This is a genomic window from Pseudomonas sp. PA-7-1E (assembly GCF_021605325.1).
In the GTDB taxonomy this organism is placed as follows: domain Bacteria; phylum Pseudomonadota; class Gammaproteobacteria; order Pseudomonadales; family Pseudomonadaceae; genus Aquipseudomonas; species Aquipseudomonas fluorescens_BV.
In genome coordinates this window covers 19,106-35,106 of sequence record NZ_WKFA01000039.1, presented here as the reverse complement: position 1 = coordinate 35,106, position 16,001 = coordinate 19,106, and the positions used below count along the sequence as shown (strand labels likewise).

The window sequence follows — 16,001 nt, the reverse complement described above, 5'->3', positions numbered from 1 at the left end:
GCGAGCAAGCCCGCTCCCACAATGGATCTGTGGTGTATTCAAGTGATTTGATGCCTATAAAAACAGATGTTTGTGGAGCCTCGCCGATGAAATCCTGTGAAGTCAATTTTGACGGTCTAGTGGGGCCGACCCATAACTACGGCGGTTTGTCCTTCGGCAACGTCGCGTCCCAAAGCAACAGCCAGCAGTCTTCCAACCCGAAGGAAGCGGCGTTGCAGGGCCTGCAGAAAATGAAAGCCCTGATGGACATGGGCTTTGTGCAAGGTGTATTGGCGCCCCAGGAGCGCCCGGATGTAGCCGCCTTGCGCAGCTTGGGTTTCAGCGGCACCGACGCTCAGGTGATCGAGCAGGCTGCCAGGCAGGCCATGCCTTTGCTGGTAGCGAGCTGCTCGGCATCCAGCATGTGGGTAGCCAACGCCGCCACCGTCAGCCCAAGTGCCGACACCGCAGACGGCCGTGTGCATTTCACCGCTGCCAACCTCAATTGCAAATACCACCGCAGCATCGAGCACCCCACCACCAGTCGCGTGCTGGGGGCGATGTTCGCCGATGGCAAGCATTTCGCTCACCACGCCGCCTTGCCGGCCGTGGCGCAGTTTGGCGATGAAGGCGCGGCCAACCACACGCGTTTCTGTCGTGAGTACGGCGAGGCGGGCGTGGAGTTTTTCGTCTTCGGCCGTAGTGCTTTCGACCCCCGTTACCCGGCCCCGCAGAAGTACCCGGCGCGCCAGACCCTCGAAGCCTCCCAGGCCGTTGCGCGCCTGCATGGCTTGAAGGATGACGGTGTGGTCTACGCCCAGCAGAACCCGGCGGTGATCGACGCGGGTGTGTTCCACAACGATGTGATCGCGGTGGGCAACGGCGAGGTGCTGTTCTATCACGAGGATGCGTTCCTCAACACCGAACAGATGCTTGCCGAGCTGCACGGCAAGTTGGGCAAGTTGGGCGGCAACTTCCAGTCGGTGTGTGTGCCTCGCGCGTTGGTCAGTGTCGAGGACGCGGTGCGTTCCTACCTGTTCAACAGCCAGTTGCTGACTCGTCCTGACGGTTCGATGCTGCTGATCGTGCCGGAAGAGTGCCGCGCCAATGAGCGCGTGTGGCAGTACCTGCAAGGCCTGACCGCTTCCGGCGGGCTGATTCGCGAGGTCAAGGTCTTCGACCTCAAGCAAAGCATGCAGAATGGCGGTGGGCCGGCGTGCCTGCGCCTGCGTGTGGCGTTGAACGAAACCGAGCTGGCGGCCGTGAACCCAGGGGTTATCATGACTGCGCCGTTGTACGAAACCCTGACCCAATGGGTGGGCAAGCACTACCGTGACAGCCTGCGCGAAACCGACCTGGCTGACCCGCAGTTGCTGCTTGAGTGCCGGACGGCACTGGATGAACTGACGCAGATCCTTAAACTGGGCTCGGTTTATCCTTTCCAGATCAATTAATGCCACACGGCTGAGATATTTTATTTATGACCGACACCCTGAAACTCATCCTTGAAGACACCGACGGCACCCAGCTGGAAACCTCCTGCACCCGCGTCGCCGTGGTCTGGCAGGGCAAGGAGATCTGGATCCAGCACGATGGCCGCGGCCAACTGCTGATTGGCGTAGACGTAGAGGAGGGCGACGCCGAGTACGCCAACCTGCTGATGCGCCCATTGGCCACCAACCTGATGAGCCTGCAGCTGGAAATGGAACCGGCCGACGTTGAAGGTGACGACGACGATCACGTCCATGGCCCAGGCTGCAACCACTAAGGAAGCTGCTTATGCTCGCCCTCGGCAAACTGCTTGAACTGACCCTCGCCGGTCGTGAACCGGCGCAAAAAATTCAACTGACTGTCGACGGCGTGCAGATGCGCTGGCTCAGCGAAGGCGCGCTTGAAGTGCGTCCTCCTGAAGCTCTGGACAACGGCAGCGACTTGCTGCTGTCGTCCGGCATCCATGGCAACGAAACCGCGCCGATCGAATTGCTCGACCGCCTGTTGCATGGCATTGCCCGCGGGGAGATCAAACCCCGCACCCGTATTCTGTTCCTGTTCGGTAATACCGAGGCCATGCGCCGCGGTGAGCGTTACCTCGAGCTGGACGTCAACCGGCTGTTCAATGGCCGTCATGAACAAAACATCGGCCCCGAAGCCATGCGCGCCGCCGAGCTTGAGCAATTGGCCCGCAGCTTTTTCAGCCTGCCTGGCCGCTCGCGCCTGCATTACGACCTGCATACCGCGATTCGTGGCTCGAAGATCGAACAATTCGCGCTGTATCCCTGGAAGGAAGGGCGCCAGCATTCGCGCCACGAGCTGGCACGCCTGCGCGCTGCCGGTATACAAGCGGTGTTGCTGCAGAATAAAACCTCGATCACCTTCACCGCGTTTACCTATGAACAGTTGGGCGCCGAGGCCTTCACCCTTGAATTGGGCAAGGCGCGACCATTCGGGCACAACGAGGGTGTAGACGTGCGTCTCCTGGAGGCTCGCCTCACGCAGATCATCGAAGGCACCGAGCCTGTGACCGAGAGCCTGGACGGCCTGCAGCTGTTTGCCGTGTCCCGTGAAGTGATCAAGCACAGCGACGCGTTCCTGTTGCACCTGCCGGCGGATGTGGAAAACTTCTCGCCGTTGGCCAAGGGCTACCTGTTGGCCGAAGACGTGGCCAAGACCCGTTGGGTGATCGAGGAGGAGGGCGCGCATATCATTTTCCCCAACCCGAAGGTCAAGAATGGCCTACGGGCGGGGATATTAATTGTGCCGACCTCAGAAGACGCCGCGGAGCTTAAACAGGGTTAAAGGAATACTGTTTGCGCGGCGGCATGTTCAGTTCTTCGCGGATACCATTCTCACTGAATGACACCGGGTTGGAATTGGTGGGTGGAGTCGACGGGTCGTTGTCGAAGTCGAAAGGGGGGGCGTCTGTAGGCAGGCCCACCGCCTGCAGTTCGCTGTTGCGGATGAGCGGACGGGCCTTGTCGCCGTCGACACCGTCCTCGCTGTATCCTGGCAGGGTGGTTCCGGTGACCGCGTTGTACGCATGGCACAGCTCGTGATAAAGCAACGGTATGTTGGTCATTCGATTGCCGATGAACGTCGGATTGTAGTAGATCGAACCACCGTAGGCCGGTATGCCCCGTTGATTATTCTCAATGAATGACCTGGGTTCCGATTCGTTGCTCGGCGCAAACAGCCCGTTGCTCTCATCTTGCAACTCATAGATATTGATTGGGGTGCCGCCTATCAATTGCGCGGCGTACAGCGCCTGCAGCAATTGTTGCCCGTTCGGCGATTGGGCCAGCAGCGAGAGGTCATCGTTTACTCGTTGTTGAAACTGGAGGCTACCGACTACTCGAACGCCGCTGTGGATCAGAGGGTAGTAATTGATATCGGTCACCCGCGCTTGCTGGACATCTATTGGCGAGCTGTTCCCTGATGTGGAAGCGGGCACGCTGAACTGCTGCGCAGCAACAAGGATGGTGTTGGAGTCTTTGAAGACTATGTCCCTCGGCTTGAGCTGAAGTGCCAGATCCATGCCGTGTCCGGCATACATCACATTGCTGTGCGGGCCTGCCTGTAAAATATCATCGCCTGGCCCACCCACCAGGATGTTGTGCTTGCCTCCCCCTGTCAGATGATCATGGCCCTCTCCGCCATTGATAAAGGCCTGCCCTTGGGCGCCAATGACGGTATCGTCCCCCGCGCCGGAGTAGACCGTCATGTCACCGTCGGCGAGGGCAACAACCTTGTCGTTTCCATCACCTGCCTCGATATAGCAGGCGCCTCGCCGAGTCAGGATCATATCTTCGCCGGGGCCGGCGAAAATGCGCGAGTAGCCGCCTCCGGCCCAGATGCGATCACTGCCTTCACCGGCGTCGATCAGGATGGGGTGGGTGGCATCGTCGGCAACATTAATTAGGTCATCACCGCCCTGTGTCCGGAACACCACGAACTGATTGAGCCCGTTCAGGGTGACATGGAAACGTTGCGTATTGACTATGACGCTGAGGCCTTCGCCTTCGCCTTCGCCTTGCGCGGGGAGGTCGACGCAGATTCGGTCGGCTTTATCGGTGGTTGTGAACACAAGGTAATCGTGCAGCTCGTCGGCCAATTCGCGCTCGACAAGCACGGTATTATCGGCATGCAGCGTGATGAACGCTAACGGCAGTTGCGCGTGCGGGCCCCTTTGGAGGTTTTTGGTGCGGTTGATGGGTTCGCTGATTCGTCCGTCAATCATCCAGACGTTATCGGGAGCGCGCGGAGCGCTTGGAAGGGTAATCTCAGACATGCTGACTCCGTTGATGATGGGAACTCTTTTGAGGTAAACCTCAAAACCATTACATCGTCGGTACATCAATCACTGGTTTTACTTATATATATGCCCTGTCGATCCAAGGACTCTCGGCTGGACAGGGCTCGGATGCAATCAGCTAACGCGCTTTTGCGGCTCGCTTTGATAGATCGCCCGCACTTTGTGCAGTGTATCGGCGCAGGTACGCGCAGCTTCCTGACCCTTGTGCACGAAGTGCTCATAGAAGAACGTGGTGTGCTCGCTGCCGGCATGGAAGTGGTGCGGCGTCAGGGACACCGAGAACACCGGCACTTCAGTTTCCAACTGCACCTGCATCAGGCCGCTGACCACTGATTGCGCGACGAATTCGTGACGGTAGATGCCGCCGTCCACCACCAGCGCGGCAGCGACGATCCCGGCGTAACGGCCGGTCTTGGCCAGCAACTTGGCGTGTAGGGGCATTTCAAAGGCGCCGCCGACTTCGAAGAAGTCGATGTCCGATTCCTGATAACCCTGGGCGATCATTTCGGCGAGGAAGCCTTTGCGCGACTGGTCGACAATATCCTTGTGCCAGCAGGCCTGGATAAACGCGACGCGCTCGCCGTGATGGTTTTTGCTTTTGCTGTCGATTGCGGTGGGTTGCATGTTCTGACTCCTGTTTAAGAAAAAAACAGGGCGTTATGAATCGAATGGGATTTAAGGGTACGCATGCGCAAACAGGCGCGCGGCCCTTAGGTGCCAATCCCGTTCTCTCTTCATCCGGACTATGACCGTCGGCCCCGGGATCACACCGGGTCTGCTGACCTCGTCGCCGTCCTGCCTGAGCAGTTCGAGGCGCCAAGCGCTCGCGGGCTATGCACATTGCGTGCAATTACCGCCGGTGGGGAATTGCACCCCGCCCTGAGAACGTTGCCACCAGAACCCTGGCGGCGCAGAGTTTTTAACATGGTTTTTCGAAAACTGCACGGCTGCCGTCTCGATAACTTATATCGGTTTGATTGGTTGGTATTCGAATGAATGCAATAGGGGCTTGATATTCCGTGGCTTTGCCCGCAGTAATCACACACAAAAGGACTTATCCACTCCGTTAGAGGCCCCCTTCATGACCGTGATCGACCTGCGCAGCGACACAGTGACCCAACCTACTCCCGGCATGCTCGACGCAATGGCCAGCGCCGTCAGCGGCGATGATGTTTATGGTGAAGACCCCAGCGTCAACCGCTTGGAGGCCGAGTTGGCCAAGCGCCTGGGCTTTGCCGCGGCGCTGTTCGTACCCACCGGCACCATGAGCAACCTCCTGGCGTTGATGGCTCACTGTGAGCGCGGCGAGGAATACATCGTCGGCCAGCAGGCCCACACCTACAAATACGAAGGTGGCGGTGCGGCGGTGCTGGGGTCGATCCAGCCGCAGCCCCTGGAAGTGCAAGCTGATGGCTCCCTTGATCTGAACCAGGTGCTTGCAGCCATCAAGCCCGACGACTTCCACTTCGCGCGCACGCGCCTGCTGGCGCTGGAAAACACCATGCAGGGCAAAGTGCTGCCGCTGGATTATCTGGCCAAGGCCCGGGCATTTACCCACGAGCACGGCTTGGCCCTGCACCTGGATGGCGCCCGCCTTTACAACGCGGCAGTCAAGCTGGGGGTGGATGCGCGAGAAATCGCCCAGCATTTCGATTCGGTGTCGGTGTGCCTGTCCAAGGGCCTCGGTGCGCCGGTCGGCTCGGTGCTGTGTGGCTCGGTGGCGCTGATCGCCAAGGCTCGGCGCTTGCGCAAGATGGTCGGCGGCGGCATGCGCCAGGCCGGCTCACTGGCGGCGGCGGGGTTGTATGCTCTGGATCATCAGGTGCAGCGCCTGGCTGACGACCATGCCAACGCGCAATGGCTGGGCGATGAGTTACGCAAGGCCGGCTACAGCGTCGAGCCGGTGCAGACCAATATGGTGTATGTGCAGGTAGGCGATCAGGCGCAGGCGCTGAAGGCCTTTGCGGCCGAGCGTGGGGTCAAGTTGAGTGCCGCGCCGCGCCTGCGCATGGTCACCCATCTGGACGTCAGCCGGGCGCAGATCGAGCAAGTGCTGCAGACATTCGTCGCGTTTTCGCAGAAATGACAGTGCAGGCCGTCTAATTGACTGTTTCTATCACATAAACACGCTGTACCACCGGCAAAGGGCCGATATAATGCGGCCCTTTGCCGTCGCTCCGTCTGATGATGTTGCGCACTGGCCTTTGGCCGCAGCCTCCGTGGAAGAACCTAATGAAAAGCGCAGAAATCCGTGAAGCCTTCCTTCGCTTCTTCGAAGAGCAAGGTCACACCCGTGTAGCCTCCAGCTCCTTGATCCCAGGCAATGACCCAACCCTGCTGTTCACTAACGCGGGGATGAACCAGTTCAAGGACTGCTTCCTGGGCCAGGAAAAGCGCGCCTACACCCGCGCTACCAGCAGCCAGAAGTGCGTACGCGCCGGCGGCAAGAACAGTGACCTGGAAAACGTCGGCTACACCGCCCGTCACCACACCTTTTTCGAGATGCTGGGTAACTTCAGCTTCGGCGACTATTTCAAGAAAGATGCGATCACGTTCGCCTGGACCTTCCTCACCGGCGTGCTGAAGCTGCCCAAGGAAAAGCTCTGGGTCACCGTGTACGCGACGGACGATGAAGCGTATGACATCTGGACCCAGGAAATCGGTGTACCTGCCGAGCGCATGATCCGTATCGGTGACAACAAAGGCGCGCCCTACGCGTCCGATAACTTCTGGACCATGGGCGATACCGGCCCGTGCGGCCCGTGCACCGAGATTTTCTACGATCACGGCGACGATATCTGGGGTGGCCCGCCAGGTTCGCCGGAAGAAGACGGCGACCGTTACATCGAGATCTGGAACAACGTGTTCATGCAGTTCAACCGCACCGCCGATGGCGTGTTGCATCCGCTGCCGGCACCGTCGGTGGACACCGGCATGGGCCTGGAGCGGATCAGTGCGGTGATGCAGCACGTTCACTCCAACTACGAAATCGACCTGTTCACCAACCTGCTGAGCGCCTCGGCGGCGGCCATTGGCTGCGCCAATGAAGGCCAGTCTTCGCTCAAGGTGGTGTCGGACCACATCCGTTCCTGCGGTTTTCTTATCGCCGACGGCGTGCTGCCGTCCAACGAAGGCCGTGGCTACGTGCTGCGTCGCATCATCCGTCGTGCGTGCCGCCACGGTAACAAGCTGGGCGCTACCGGCAGCTTCTTCTACAAGATCGTGGCCGCGCTGGTTGCCGAGATGGGCGATGCCTTCCCGGAACTCAAGCAACAGCAAAGCAACATCGAGCGGGTGCTCAAGGCTGAAGAAGAGCAGTTCTCCAAGACCCTGGAGCACGGCCTGAAAATTCTGGAACAGGACCTGGCTGAACTCAAAGGCACCGTGGTGCCGGGTGATGTGGTGTTCAAGCTGTACGACACCTATGGTTTCCCGATGGACCTGACTGCCGACATCGCCCGCGAGCGTGAGTTGACCGTCGACGAAGCCGGTTTCGAGCGTGAGATGGAAGCCCAGCGCGTGCGGGCCCGTTCGGCCAGCTCCTTTGGCCTGGACTACAACACCCTGGTCAAGGTTGACGTACCGACCGAGTTCACCGGCTACAAGGCGACTGCGGGCTCGGCCAAGATCGTCGCCATCTATAAAGACGGTAAGTCGGTCGACGTGTTGAGCGAAGGTGAAGAGGCGGTTGTGGTACTGGACCAGACGCCTTTCTATGCCGAGTCGGGTGGCCAGATTGGCGATTGCGGTTTCCTGAGCTCGACATCCGGTCGTTTTGATGTGCGCGACACCACCAAGACCGGCGGGGCTTTCCTGCATCACGGTGTGCTGGTGCTGGGCAACTTGACCGTGGGCGCACCGGTAGACACCCAGGTGGATGCCGACGTACGGCATGCCACGGCGTTGAACCACTCGGCCACTCACTTGCTGCACGCCGCGCTGCGCCAGGTACTGGGCGAGCACGTGCAGCAAAAAGGTTCGTTGGTGGACAGCCAGCGCCTGCGTTTTGACTTCAGCCACTTTGAAGCGATCAAGCCTGAGCAGATCAAGGCGCTGGAAGACATCGTCAACGCCGAGATTCGCAAGAACACCCCGGTTGAAACCGAAGAAACCGATATCGAGACCGCCAGGAATAAAGGCGCCATGGCGCTGTTTGGCGAGAAGTACGGCGACGAAGTCCGCGTACTGAGCATGGGCGGCAGCTTCTCGGTAGAACTCTGTGGTGGCATCCACGCCAACCGCACCGGCGATATCGGCTTGCTGAAGATCATCAGCGAAGGTGGTGTGGCCTCGGGCGTACGTCGTATTGAAGCGGTAACCGGTGCTGCGGCCCTGGCTTACCTCAATGCAGCCGAAGAACAACTCAAGGAAGCGGCCGGCCTGGTCAAGGGCAGCCGCGACAACCTGATCGACAAGCTGTCCGCCGTGCTGGAGCGCAACCGTGCGTTGGAGAAACAGCTGGAGCAGTTGCAGGCCAAGGCGGCGAGCGCTGCGGGCGATGACCTGTCGGCCGCGGCGGTTGACGTCAAGGACGTAAAAGTCCTGGCTGCGCGCCTGGACGGCCAGGATGGCAAGGCGCTGTTGGCCTTGGTCGATCAGTTGAAGAACAAGCTCGGCCGCGCAGTGATCCTGCTCGGCAGTGTCCATGAGGATAAGGTCGTTCTGGTTGCTGGTGTAACCAAGGACCTGACTGGCCAACTCAAAGCCGGTGATTTGATGAAGCAAGCCGCTGCGACAGTGGGCGGCAAGGGCGGTGGTCGTCCGGACATGGCGCAAGGCGGTGGTGTCGATGCCGCAGCTCTGGACGCGGCCCTGGCCTTGACCGTGCCATTTGTCGAGGCAGGTATTTAAAGCACTGTTAACCGGCCCGTGGTCTGTCTAGTCACGGGCTTGTTCAGTGCGGGTGGATTGGAAATTAGGCGCCCCTTTACGGGCTGAGGCGGCTTGGAAATGGCTTTGATCGTACAGAAATTTGGAGGCACCTCGGTCGGTTCTGTCGAAAGAATCGAGCAGGTCGCCGACAAGGTTAAGAAGTTCCGCGATGCTGGCGATGATCTGGTAGTGGTGCTGTCGGCCATGAGTGGCGAGACCAATCGCCTGATCGATCTGGCCAAGGCCATCAGCGGTGATCAACAGCCGCTGCCGCGCGAGCTGGATGTGATTGTCTCCACGGGCGAGCAGGTAACCATTGCGCTGTTGGCCATTGCGCTGAACAAGCGTGGCGTGCCAGCGGTGTCCTACACTGGTAGTCAGGTGCGCATTCTTACAGACAGCGCACATACCAAGGCGAGGATCCTGCAGATTGATGATCAGAAAATTCGCACTGATCTGAAAGCAGGCCGTGTGGTAGTTGTAGCGGGTTTCCAGGGCGTGGATGAGCACGGCAACATCACCACGCTGGGTCGTGGCGGTTCGGACACCACCGGTGTGGCCCTGGCGGCAGCGCTCAAGGCTGACGAATGCCAGATCTATACCGATGTGGATGGCGTCTACACCACTGACCCACGCGTCGTGCCAGTGGCCCAACGGCTGGACAAGATCACCTTTGAAGAAATGCTGGAAATGGCCAGCCTTGGTTCCAAGGTGTTGCAGATTCGTGCGGTGGAGTTCGCCGGCAAGTACAACGTTCCGCTGCGCGTATTGCACAGCTTCAAGGAGGGTCCGGGCACCCTCATTACTATTGATGAAGAGGAATCCATGGAACAGCCGATCATTTCCGGCATCGCTTTCAATCGCGATGAAGCCAAGCTGACGATCCGTGGCGTGCCAGACACCCCAGGCGTGGCTTTCAAGATTCTGGGGCCTGTCAGCGATGCGAATGTTGAAGTCGACATGATCGTGCAGAACGTTTCGCACGACAACACCACCGATTTCACCTTCACCGTGCATCGCAATGAATACGATGCAGCATTGAAAATCCTGCAGAACACTGCGAGCGAGATTGGCGCCCGTGAAGTGGTCGGCGATACCAAGATTGCCAAGGTGTCGATCGTCGGGGTGGGCATGCGTTCCCATGCTGGCGTTGCCAGCCGTATGTTCGGGGCTCTTGCCAAAGAAGGTATCAACATCCAGATGATTTCCACCTCGGAAATCAAAGTCTCGGTAGTGCTCGAAGAGAAGTACCTGGAGCTGGCTGTACGCGCGCTGCATACGGCTTTTGAGTTGGATGCTCCGGCCCGACAGGGCGAGTGATGCGTTGCCAGGAAGGCGCGGTTTACCGCGCCTTTCATTTTTTTGTGGGGTACATGGTCTTTTGCATGGGCTCGACAATACTTAGCGAGTAGGGCTACGACCTTTTGGTTGTAGGTCGAATGCTTTTTTTTTGCAGACTGTTGTTCCTGAACTGAAATGCGTGAGGTGAAAGGTATGCTGATTCTGACTCGTCGTTGCGCAGAAAGCCTGATTATCGGTGATGGCGAAATCACTGTGACCGTGCTCGGCGTCAAAGGCAATCAAGTACGTATTGGGGTTAACGCTCCGAAAGAGGTGGCGGTCCACCGCGAGGAAATCTACCTGCGGATCAAGAAAGAGAAGGACGAAGAACCAAGCCTTTAATTTTTATCGTTTTTTATGTTTGCAAACGGGGAGGAACGTGGTTAATATACGCCCCGTGTTGCGGAGAGCTGGCCGAGTGGCCGAAGGCGCTCCCCTGCTAAGGGAGTACACCTCAAAAGGGTGTCGGGGGTTCGAATCCCCCGTTCTCCGCCATTATTTGCTTAGTACGTTGCAATCTGGTTTTTTCGGTAAGTTGTTGAAAATACTCGAAAAAATAGCTTTACATAGAGATTGAACGGCCTATAATGCGCGGCAACAAATGCACTCGTAGCTCAGCTGGATAGAGTACTCGGCTACGAACCGAGCGGTCACAGGTTCGAATCCTGTCGAGTGCACCATTTAAGAGTTAGTTGCAGCGATGCAGGTAGCTTGGCTTCAACCAGTTGTGATCTGGTCTAAAAACACAATCTGCACTCGTAGCTCAGCTGGATAGAGTACTCGGCTACGAACCGAGCGGTCACAGGTTCGAATCCTGTCGAGTGCACCATACAAACAAAAAGCCCGCCTAGTGCGGGCTTTTTGCCGTCTGGGGTTTGTATAGGCTTTATCCGGCGTCCTCCTTTTTCTCCCTCCTCATGTGTTTTCCCATGCGTCTGCGTCGTCGCAGTTCATAGATGCAGCCAATACTGAGCTTTGGCGTGCAAGCGCTTGTTCTTTCCAGTTTTTTAACGTTTAAAACGTCCGGGCGGTGTATCATGCGCCCGTCAGCCCCGCCGGGGCTTGTGGAATACCTCCATGGACTTACCCAGTAGTTACTCAGTACCCCGTTTTACCAATCATGAATTGACTGATTGATCCTTCCGGCGTGCCCCGCTGCTGGGAGTGGAGTTCGCCTATGACCGAAGTAGAAGTAAAGAAAACACAAGAAAGCCTGCAGGATCGTCTGGCTCAAGTTATCGAGCTGCTGCAGCGCCAGCGCGTGGTCGAAGACCTCACGCACCGCCAGGAAGGTCCGAACCACGACCGCGTCGAAAACCTGGTTCACCGGCAAAACCTCGTCGAGTTGCAACGCAAGCTCGATGACCTGCACTCCGCCGACGTCGCCTACATTCTTGAAGCCTTGCCGTTGGATGACCGACTGACCCTGTGGCAGTTGGTGAAGGCTGATCGCGACGGTGACATCCTTCTGGAAGTATCGGACTCGGTGCGTGAGACGCTCATCGCCGACATGGATGACCACGAACTCCTGGCTGCCGCCAAGGAGATGGATGCGGACGAGCTTGCTGACCTGGCCCCTGAGCTGCCCCGTGATGTTGTCCATGAGTTGATGGAAGCGCTCGACACGCAGCAGCGTGAGCGTGTGCGTTCCGCGCTGTCGTACGACGAGGATCAGGTCGGCGCCCTGATGGACTTCGAGATGGTCACCATCCGCGAAGACGTCAGCCTGGAAGTGGTGCTGCGTTACCTGCGCCGCCTCAAAGAGTTGCCCGGCCACACCGACAAATTGTTTGTGGTCGACTATGAGGGCATCCTCAAGGGCGTTTTGCCGATCAAGCGCCTGCTGGTCAATGATCCGGAGAAAAAAGTTGCTGACCTGATGGCCAGCGATACCGTGAGCTTCCACCCGGACGAAGATGCCTACGACGCGGCCCAGGCATTCGAGCGTTACGACTTGATCTCGGCTCCGGTGGTAGATAAGAACGGCAAGTTGATCGGTCGTCTGACCATCGATGAAATCGTCGACTTGATCCGTGAGGAAAGTGAAACCGAAGTCCTCAACATGGCGGGTTTGCGTGAAGAGGAAGATATTTTCGCGTCGGTCTGGCGTTCACTGCATAACCGCTGGGCCTGGCTGGCTATCAATCTGATTACCGCGTTTATCGCTTCTCGCGTGATCGGGTTGTTTGAAGGCTCCATCGAGAAGCTGGTTGCCTTGGCGGCGTTGATGCCGATTGTGGCGGGCATTGGCGGCAACTCCGGGAACCAGACCATCACCATGATCGTGCGCGCCATGGCGCTGGACCAGGTCAGTACCGCCAATTCCTCACGGCTGTTGCGCAAGGAACTGGCTGTAGGCCTCATAAACGGATTGGTGTGGGGGGGCGTGATTGGCGTGGTGGCCTACTTGCTCTACGGCAGTTGGTCCCTAGGTGTGGTCATGACTGCGGCCATGACCCTTAACCTGTTGCTGGCGGCCTTGATGGGGGTATTGATCCCCATGACCTTGGCGCGTCTAGGTCGCGATCCCGCCATGGGTGCCAGTGTGATGATCACGGCCATGACTGACAGTGGTGGTTTCTTCATCTTCCTGGGCCTGGCAACGATCTTCCTGCTCTGACCCTTCCCGCGGGGGCAAACCTGCCCTCGCTTTGCTTCTTATTCCCAAACTCGACGCAAAAAAAAGCCAGCACAGGGCTGGCTTCGGCTTTCAGGTGTCAATCAATTGGCTTCTGCGGCCGCCTCCACGTCGTGCGCGATAAGCGAGACGAGAGCATTTTGCTGGCGGTGGGAGAGCTGACGAAAACGCTGCAGCAGTTCGCGTTCGTGCAGTGACAGCTCGGGGCTGTCCAGGCGCATGCTCAACTCTTCACCCAAGGCACCTTCCTGAATAAGGCTTTGTTCCAGGCGTGCGATGATTTCGGAGTTCATGCTGCGGTGATGATTGCGAGCCACCTCGGCAATGCGTTCCCGCATTCCGTCTGGCAGACGTACGACGAATTTGTCAGCCGTACGGCTGGAATAAATTGCCTGTTTCAATGGGCGCATATATTTAACCGGTTAGTTCAGGGGAGCGGTTTCTGGAATTGGCCGCAAGATGAGTGTTAAGACAAGGCTCACGACCAAAGTTCAACGCGAATTGCAAAGAGGCCGCATCATGCCTCAGATTTGCCATTTCATTGGCGTCAATTCTGTGACAAATATTGAACCGCCTAAAGGCTTTATGCCAGTACTGATTTGCGTTTTTGCGGACTGGTTGGAAAAATTTCCCGCAGCTGCAGCGAAGCTCGGCAACCTTCGTCCAGGCCAGCGCGGAATCTGAGTCGAAGGGTGTCCTTTCTATAGGGGTATGGCCTTTTGCCCGCAAGCTTAAGGTTAGTAGCTGTTCGGCTATTTACGAGTGTCAGGCGACATAAGGTAGGGAGAAGGGGCGGCGGGGAGGGCTAGCGAAGGAGTGGATCGAATTTGATTCGGCGACCCTTGATGAGTGCAATTATCAGTAGGCTGCCCAGCACGGCGCTTGCGACGAAGGCTAGGGTTTGAGCTTGTTGTGAGGTGGCTCCCAGGCCTAGTGCGGCGGACATGAGGGTCAGGCACAGAAATAACCAGGCAGATTTGGACATGAATATTTTCTCAGAAAATCCAATGCTCGGCCGCTGGGGCAGATTGGGTTTCTTGGGTCAGGCGGATGGGGGGCTGGGGGTTGGCAGTCATCAGTGCGAGTTGAGGGCGCTGTTGCAGATGGTGGGGAATGGCTTGGCTGATTTGCGCGCCGTCTTCAGTATTGGTCGGCTGAAAATGAAACGTCACCACCGCGGCCAGTGCCACAGCGTTCAGTGCTAATAGAAGGGCGCTGTTCATAGTCATGGTCTCCACGGTGCCTGAAACGATTGGTTGTGTATATATGACTTTGCAGATGTCGTGCCAACCTATTAGGCCAATAAAAACAAAGAGTTAGATTTGATTTGTGGGGTTTTGAGGTTGCAGTTTGCAATGATGGCATATTGGCGCAGTGCAATTTGCACGATACATCTGAAGGCTTTGGACTGCAGCGAGAGGCTTTGAATGCATTCGCAGGGATCGGCCTACATTCAAAATGCCAACGGACGACATGACAAAACCAGCCTCGGCCGTTAAGATGCACGCCGTCTGTCGCTAGCCCTTCCGGGTAAGCATTTGGCATTTGTCCCAGTAGCTCAATTGGATAGAGCATCCCCCTCCTAAGGGGAAGGTTGGCCGTTCTTATCAGGACAAAAATCTGCTGCACATTGGAGAGAGAGCATCAGCCCCTGCTGCTGGGGGAGCTCAGCCTAGTTCCGTCAGGATCTGTCTGAGTTTGCTGCGCATTGGTGAGCATTGCCGCTCATCTTGTTTTTGAAGCAAATGTGAAGGAAAATTCTGCTGTCGTGTCCTCTTAGTTCAACGGATAGAACGAGCCCCTCCTAAGGGCTAGGTGCAGGTTCGATTCCTGCAGGGGACATATCCTCGCTTCAGTAGCTAGCTGTTTTTTATGGTTTTTCTTAGACAAGAGCCATCCCCTCCGACGGCTTGGTCAAGCCGGCCCGTGATTTATTTTTTTGCGTAATGACACGATTCGCGGTCTAGCCGAATTGCCTAAAGCCTCTCCTTAACTCGCCTCTCGTCAGATCCCTGGTTCCTGAAAATGAGCATTTGCTCGACTCCATGGATACAGTTGATTGACATGCTCGCGTTAGAGGTTGCCTCAAGATTCGTTAAGCCAGTGAGCCAACCCATGCCGGGCGCGTATGACCGGTAGAGGCTAGTTGTAGGTGATCGAAAATGCGACGCTCCTTCACGCCTATCGATTGACCTGCTGCTCCTGGCTCAAAATCCGCTTCCAGTGACGATTGACAACGCTAGGGGAGAAACCCAATTCCTGAGCGATCTGCGCTTGTGTCATACCTTCCGCCTTGAGCTTCCTGACGGCCTCGAGGTTTTCAATTTTCTGAGGTTTTCCACGCGTACGCTGAATCAGCGCTCCATCCGCGAATTGCTCTGCTAGCAGCCCTATACCCCCCTCAGCTTCAAATGCTCGAAGCTGCTCTAGTGCCTCTTCTATGAGGCGAGGGTAGGGCGTTCCAAGGCGTGCAGACATGCACAAAGCCATCAGGGCAAGCGGATCAATCTCGAGTGCTTCAGCCAAGCTTTCAAATTTTTCGAGCGTAATACTCGTTTCTCCACGCTCGAGAGCGCTGATTTTCGATCTCGCGCTGGCGTCAGAAAGCTTTTCATACCGAAAGCGGCGATTCAGCCTAAGAGCCCTTAGGGCGCCGGCTAGGGCAATTTTGAGGTGCATGGGTTGGCCAAAAGTCAGGATATAGCCATACCACAGGGTTTCCGATAAACATCAATATGAGGTATTATTGTATATGTCATGGCAACTCCACTCCCGCTTCCTAAGGTCAAAGCCTCCATTTGGGGGGAGTTGGTAGCGACACGGGTCTGACAATTTATGAAAAATTCAGTGAGCGGGGAGGTG

Annotated in this window: 15 protein-coding genes, 4 tRNA genes and 1 riboswitch; of the genes, 13 read left to right on the top strand and 6 right to left on the bottom strand. The window is 57.3% G+C overall.

What is annotated here, in order from left to right; all coding sequences use genetic code 11:
• The first annotated feature begins 86 nt into the window (after positions 1 to 86).
• Genes astB through astE form a run of 3 tightly spaced genes read left to right on the top strand, consistent with a single transcriptional unit; the run spans position 87 to position 2,775 of the window.
• The gene (gene astB / locus GIW79_RS21040; RefSeq protein ID WP_034128466.1) at positions 87 to 1,433 is read left to right on the top strand and encodes an N-succinylarginine dihydrolase; all 1,347 of its coding nucleotides are present in this window, start codon (positions 87 to 89) and stop codon (positions 1,431 to 1,433) included.
• Positions 1,434 to 1,459: 26 nt separating this feature from the next.
• Positions 1,460 to 1,747, top strand: coding sequence for a hypothetical protein (locus GIW79_RS21035; RefSeq protein WP_003175651.1), 288 nt, complete (start codon positions 1,460 to 1,462; stop codon positions 1,745 to 1,747).
• Positions 1,748 to 1,758: 11 nt separating this feature from the next.
• Positions 1,759 to 2,775 carry a succinylglutamate desuccinylase gene (gene astE / locus GIW79_RS21030; RefSeq protein WP_054922329.1) on the top strand — a complete coding sequence of 339 codons (1,017 nt, stop codon included), beginning with the start codon at positions 1,759 to 1,761 and terminating at the stop codon, positions 2,773 to 2,775.
• Here astE and GIW79_RS21025 read toward each other — a convergent pair.
• A complete protein-coding gene (locus tag GIW79_RS21025; protein ID WP_236454983.1) occupies positions 2,762 to 4,264 on the bottom strand; it encodes a M91 family zinc metallopeptidase in 1,503 nt (500 codons plus the stop codon). The two genes, astE and GIW79_RS21025, sit on opposite strands and share 14 nt — an antisense overlap.
• 138 nt (positions 4,265 to 4,402) lie before the next feature.
• The gene (locus tag GIW79_RS21020) at positions 4,403 to 4,912 is read right to left on the bottom strand and encodes a 6,7-dimethyl-8-ribityllumazine synthase (RefSeq protein ID WP_054922336.1); all 510 of its coding nucleotides are present in this window, start codon (positions 4,910 to 4,912) and stop codon (positions 4,403 to 4,405) included.
• Positions 4,913 to 5,009: 97 nt separating this feature from the next.
• A riboswitch (FMN riboswitch) is annotated at positions 5,010 to 5,179 on the bottom strand.
• A 190-nt stretch (positions 5,180 to 5,369) separates the two neighbouring features.
• On the opposite strand from GIW79_RS21020, the gene ltaE reads away from it, so the two are divergent.
• The 8 genes from ltaE (at position 5,370) to mgtE (ending at position 13,121) form a co-directional block, all read left to right on the top strand.
• Entirely contained in the window at positions 5,370 to 6,374 is a 1,005-nt protein-coding gene (ltaE, locus tag GIW79_RS21015; RefSeq protein ID WP_057975159.1) for a low-specificity L-threonine aldolase, read from the top strand.
• Between the two features lie 146 nt (positions 6,375 to 6,520).
• Positions 6,521 to 9,139: an alanine--tRNA ligase gene (alaS, locus tag GIW79_RS21010; protein ID WP_014719590.1), complete on the top strand. Its 2,619-nt coding sequence runs from the start codon at positions 6,521 to 6,523 to the stop codon at positions 9,137 to 9,139.
• Between the two features lie 99 nt (positions 9,140 to 9,238).
• Positions 9,239 to 10,480 (top strand): aspartate kinase, encoded by a 1,242-nt coding sequence (locus GIW79_RS21005; RefSeq protein WP_236454982.1) that lies wholly within the window; start codon positions 9,239 to 9,241, stop codon positions 10,478 to 10,480.
• 174 nt (positions 10,481 to 10,654) lie between these two features.
• Complete coding sequence (csrA, locus tag GIW79_RS21000) at positions 10,655 to 10,843, top strand: carbon storage regulator CsrA (protein ID WP_003175645.1); 189 nt, start codon at positions 10,655 to 10,657, stop codon at positions 10,841 to 10,843.
• A gap of 62 nt (positions 10,844 to 10,905) precedes the next feature.
• Positions 10,906 to 10,996, top strand: a tRNA-Ser gene (locus tag GIW79_RS20995).
• A gap of 108 nt (positions 10,997 to 11,104) precedes the next feature.
• Positions 11,105 to 11,181: transfer RNA gene (locus GIW79_RS20990), tRNA-Arg, on the top strand.
• A 72-nt stretch (positions 11,182 to 11,253) separates the two neighbouring features.
• Positions 11,254 to 11,330, top strand: a tRNA-Arg gene (locus GIW79_RS20985).
• 348 nt (positions 11,331 to 11,678) lie between these two features.
• A complete protein-coding gene (mgtE, locus tag GIW79_RS20980; protein ID WP_003193593.1) occupies positions 11,679 to 13,121 on the top strand; it encodes a magnesium transporter in 1,443 nt (480 codons plus the stop codon).
• A gap of 101 nt (positions 13,122 to 13,222) precedes the next feature.
• Here mgtE and GIW79_RS20975 read toward each other — a convergent pair whose 3' ends face one another.
• The gene (locus GIW79_RS20975) at positions 13,223 to 13,549 is read right to left on the bottom strand and encodes an Arc family DNA-binding protein (RefSeq protein ID WP_003193592.1); all 327 of its coding nucleotides are present in this window, start codon (positions 13,547 to 13,549) and stop codon (positions 13,223 to 13,225) included.
• 49 nt (positions 13,550 to 13,598) lie between these two features.
• On the opposite strand from GIW79_RS20975, the gene GIW79_RS20970 reads away from it, so the two are divergent.
• A complete protein-coding gene (locus tag GIW79_RS20970; RefSeq protein WP_106117681.1) occupies positions 13,599 to 13,823 on the top strand; it encodes a hypothetical protein in 225 nt (74 codons plus the stop codon).
• Between the two features lie 121 nt (positions 13,824 to 13,944).
• Here GIW79_RS20970 and GIW79_RS20965 read toward each other — a convergent pair whose 3' ends face one another.
• Together GIW79_RS20965 and GIW79_RS20960 are read right to left on the bottom strand one after the other, a co-directional pair.
• Positions 13,945 to 14,124 (bottom strand): PA3371 family protein, encoded by a 180-nt coding sequence (locus tag GIW79_RS20965; RefSeq protein ID WP_034128463.1) that lies wholly within the window; start codon positions 14,122 to 14,124, stop codon positions 13,945 to 13,947.
• A 10-nt stretch (positions 14,125 to 14,134) separates the two neighbouring features.
• Positions 14,135 to 14,362, bottom strand: a complete 228-nt coding sequence (locus GIW79_RS20960; RefSeq protein ID WP_236454981.1) for a hypothetical protein — start codon at positions 14,360 to 14,362, stop codon at positions 14,135 to 14,137.
• A gap of 547 nt (positions 14,363 to 14,909) precedes the next feature.
• Here GIW79_RS20960 and GIW79_RS20955 point away from each other — a divergent pair.
• Positions 14,910 to 14,981: transfer RNA gene (locus tag GIW79_RS20955), tRNA-Arg, on the top strand.
• A 339-nt stretch (positions 14,982 to 15,320) separates the two neighbouring features.
• Here GIW79_RS20955 and GIW79_RS20950 read toward each other — a convergent pair.
• Positions 15,321 to 15,818: a helix-turn-helix domain-containing protein gene (locus GIW79_RS20950; protein ID WP_236454980.1), complete on the bottom strand. Its 498-nt coding sequence runs from the start codon at positions 15,816 to 15,818 to the stop codon at positions 15,321 to 15,323.
• Between the last annotated feature and the right edge of the window lie 183 nt (positions 15,819 to 16,001).

Bases quoted from the DNA above. Each gene is read 5' to 3' on its own strand.
- astB (WP_034128466.1), top strand. From the start codon at position 87: ATGAAATCCTGTGAAGTCAATTTTGACGGTCTAGTGGGGCCGACCCAT.
- GIW79_RS21035 (WP_003175651.1), top strand. From the start codon at position 1,460: ATGACCGACACCCTGAAACTCATCCTTGAAGACACCGACGGCACCCAG.
- astE (WP_054922329.1), top strand. From the start codon at position 1,759: ATGCTCGCCCTCGGCAAACTGCTTGAACTGACCCTCGCCGGTCGTGAA.
- GIW79_RS21025 (WP_236454983.1), bottom strand. From the start codon at position 4,264: ATGTCTGAGATTACCCTTCCAAGCGCTCCGCGCGCTCCCGATAACGTC.
- GIW79_RS21020 (WP_054922336.1), bottom strand. From the start codon at position 4,912: ATGCAACCCACCGCAATCGACAGCAAAAGCAAAAACCATCACGGCGAG.
- ltaE (WP_057975159.1), top strand. From the start codon at position 5,370: ATGACCGTGATCGACCTGCGCAGCGACACAGTGACCCAACCTACTCCC.
- alaS (WP_014719590.1), top strand. From the start codon at position 6,521: ATGAAAAGCGCAGAAATCCGTGAAGCCTTCCTTCGCTTCTTCGAAGAG.
- GIW79_RS21005 (WP_236454982.1), top strand. From the start codon at position 9,239: ATGGCTTTGATCGTACAGAAATTTGGAGGCACCTCGGTCGGTTCTGTC.
- csrA (WP_003175645.1), top strand. From the start codon at position 10,655: ATGCTGATTCTGACTCGTCGTTGCGCAGAAAGCCTGATTATCGGTGAT.
- mgtE (WP_003193593.1), top strand. From the start codon at position 11,679: ATGACCGAAGTAGAAGTAAAGAAAACACAAGAAAGCCTGCAGGATCGT.
- GIW79_RS20975 (WP_003193592.1), bottom strand. From the start codon at position 13,549: ATGCGCCCATTGAAACAGGCAATTTATTCCAGCCGTACGGCTGACAAA.
- GIW79_RS20970 (WP_106117681.1), top strand. From the start codon at position 13,599: ATGAGTGTTAAGACAAGGCTCACGACCAAAGTTCAACGCGAATTGCAA.
- GIW79_RS20965 (WP_034128463.1), bottom strand. From the start codon at position 14,124: ATGTCCAAATCTGCCTGGTTATTTCTGTGCCTGACCCTCATGTCCGCC.
- GIW79_RS20960 (WP_236454981.1), bottom strand. From the start codon at position 14,362: ATGAACAGCGCCCTTCTATTAGCACTGAACGCTGTGGCACTGGCCGCG.
- GIW79_RS20950 (WP_236454980.1), bottom strand. From the start codon at position 15,818: ATGCACCTCAAAATTGCCCTAGCCGGCGCCCTAAGGGCTCTTAGGCTG.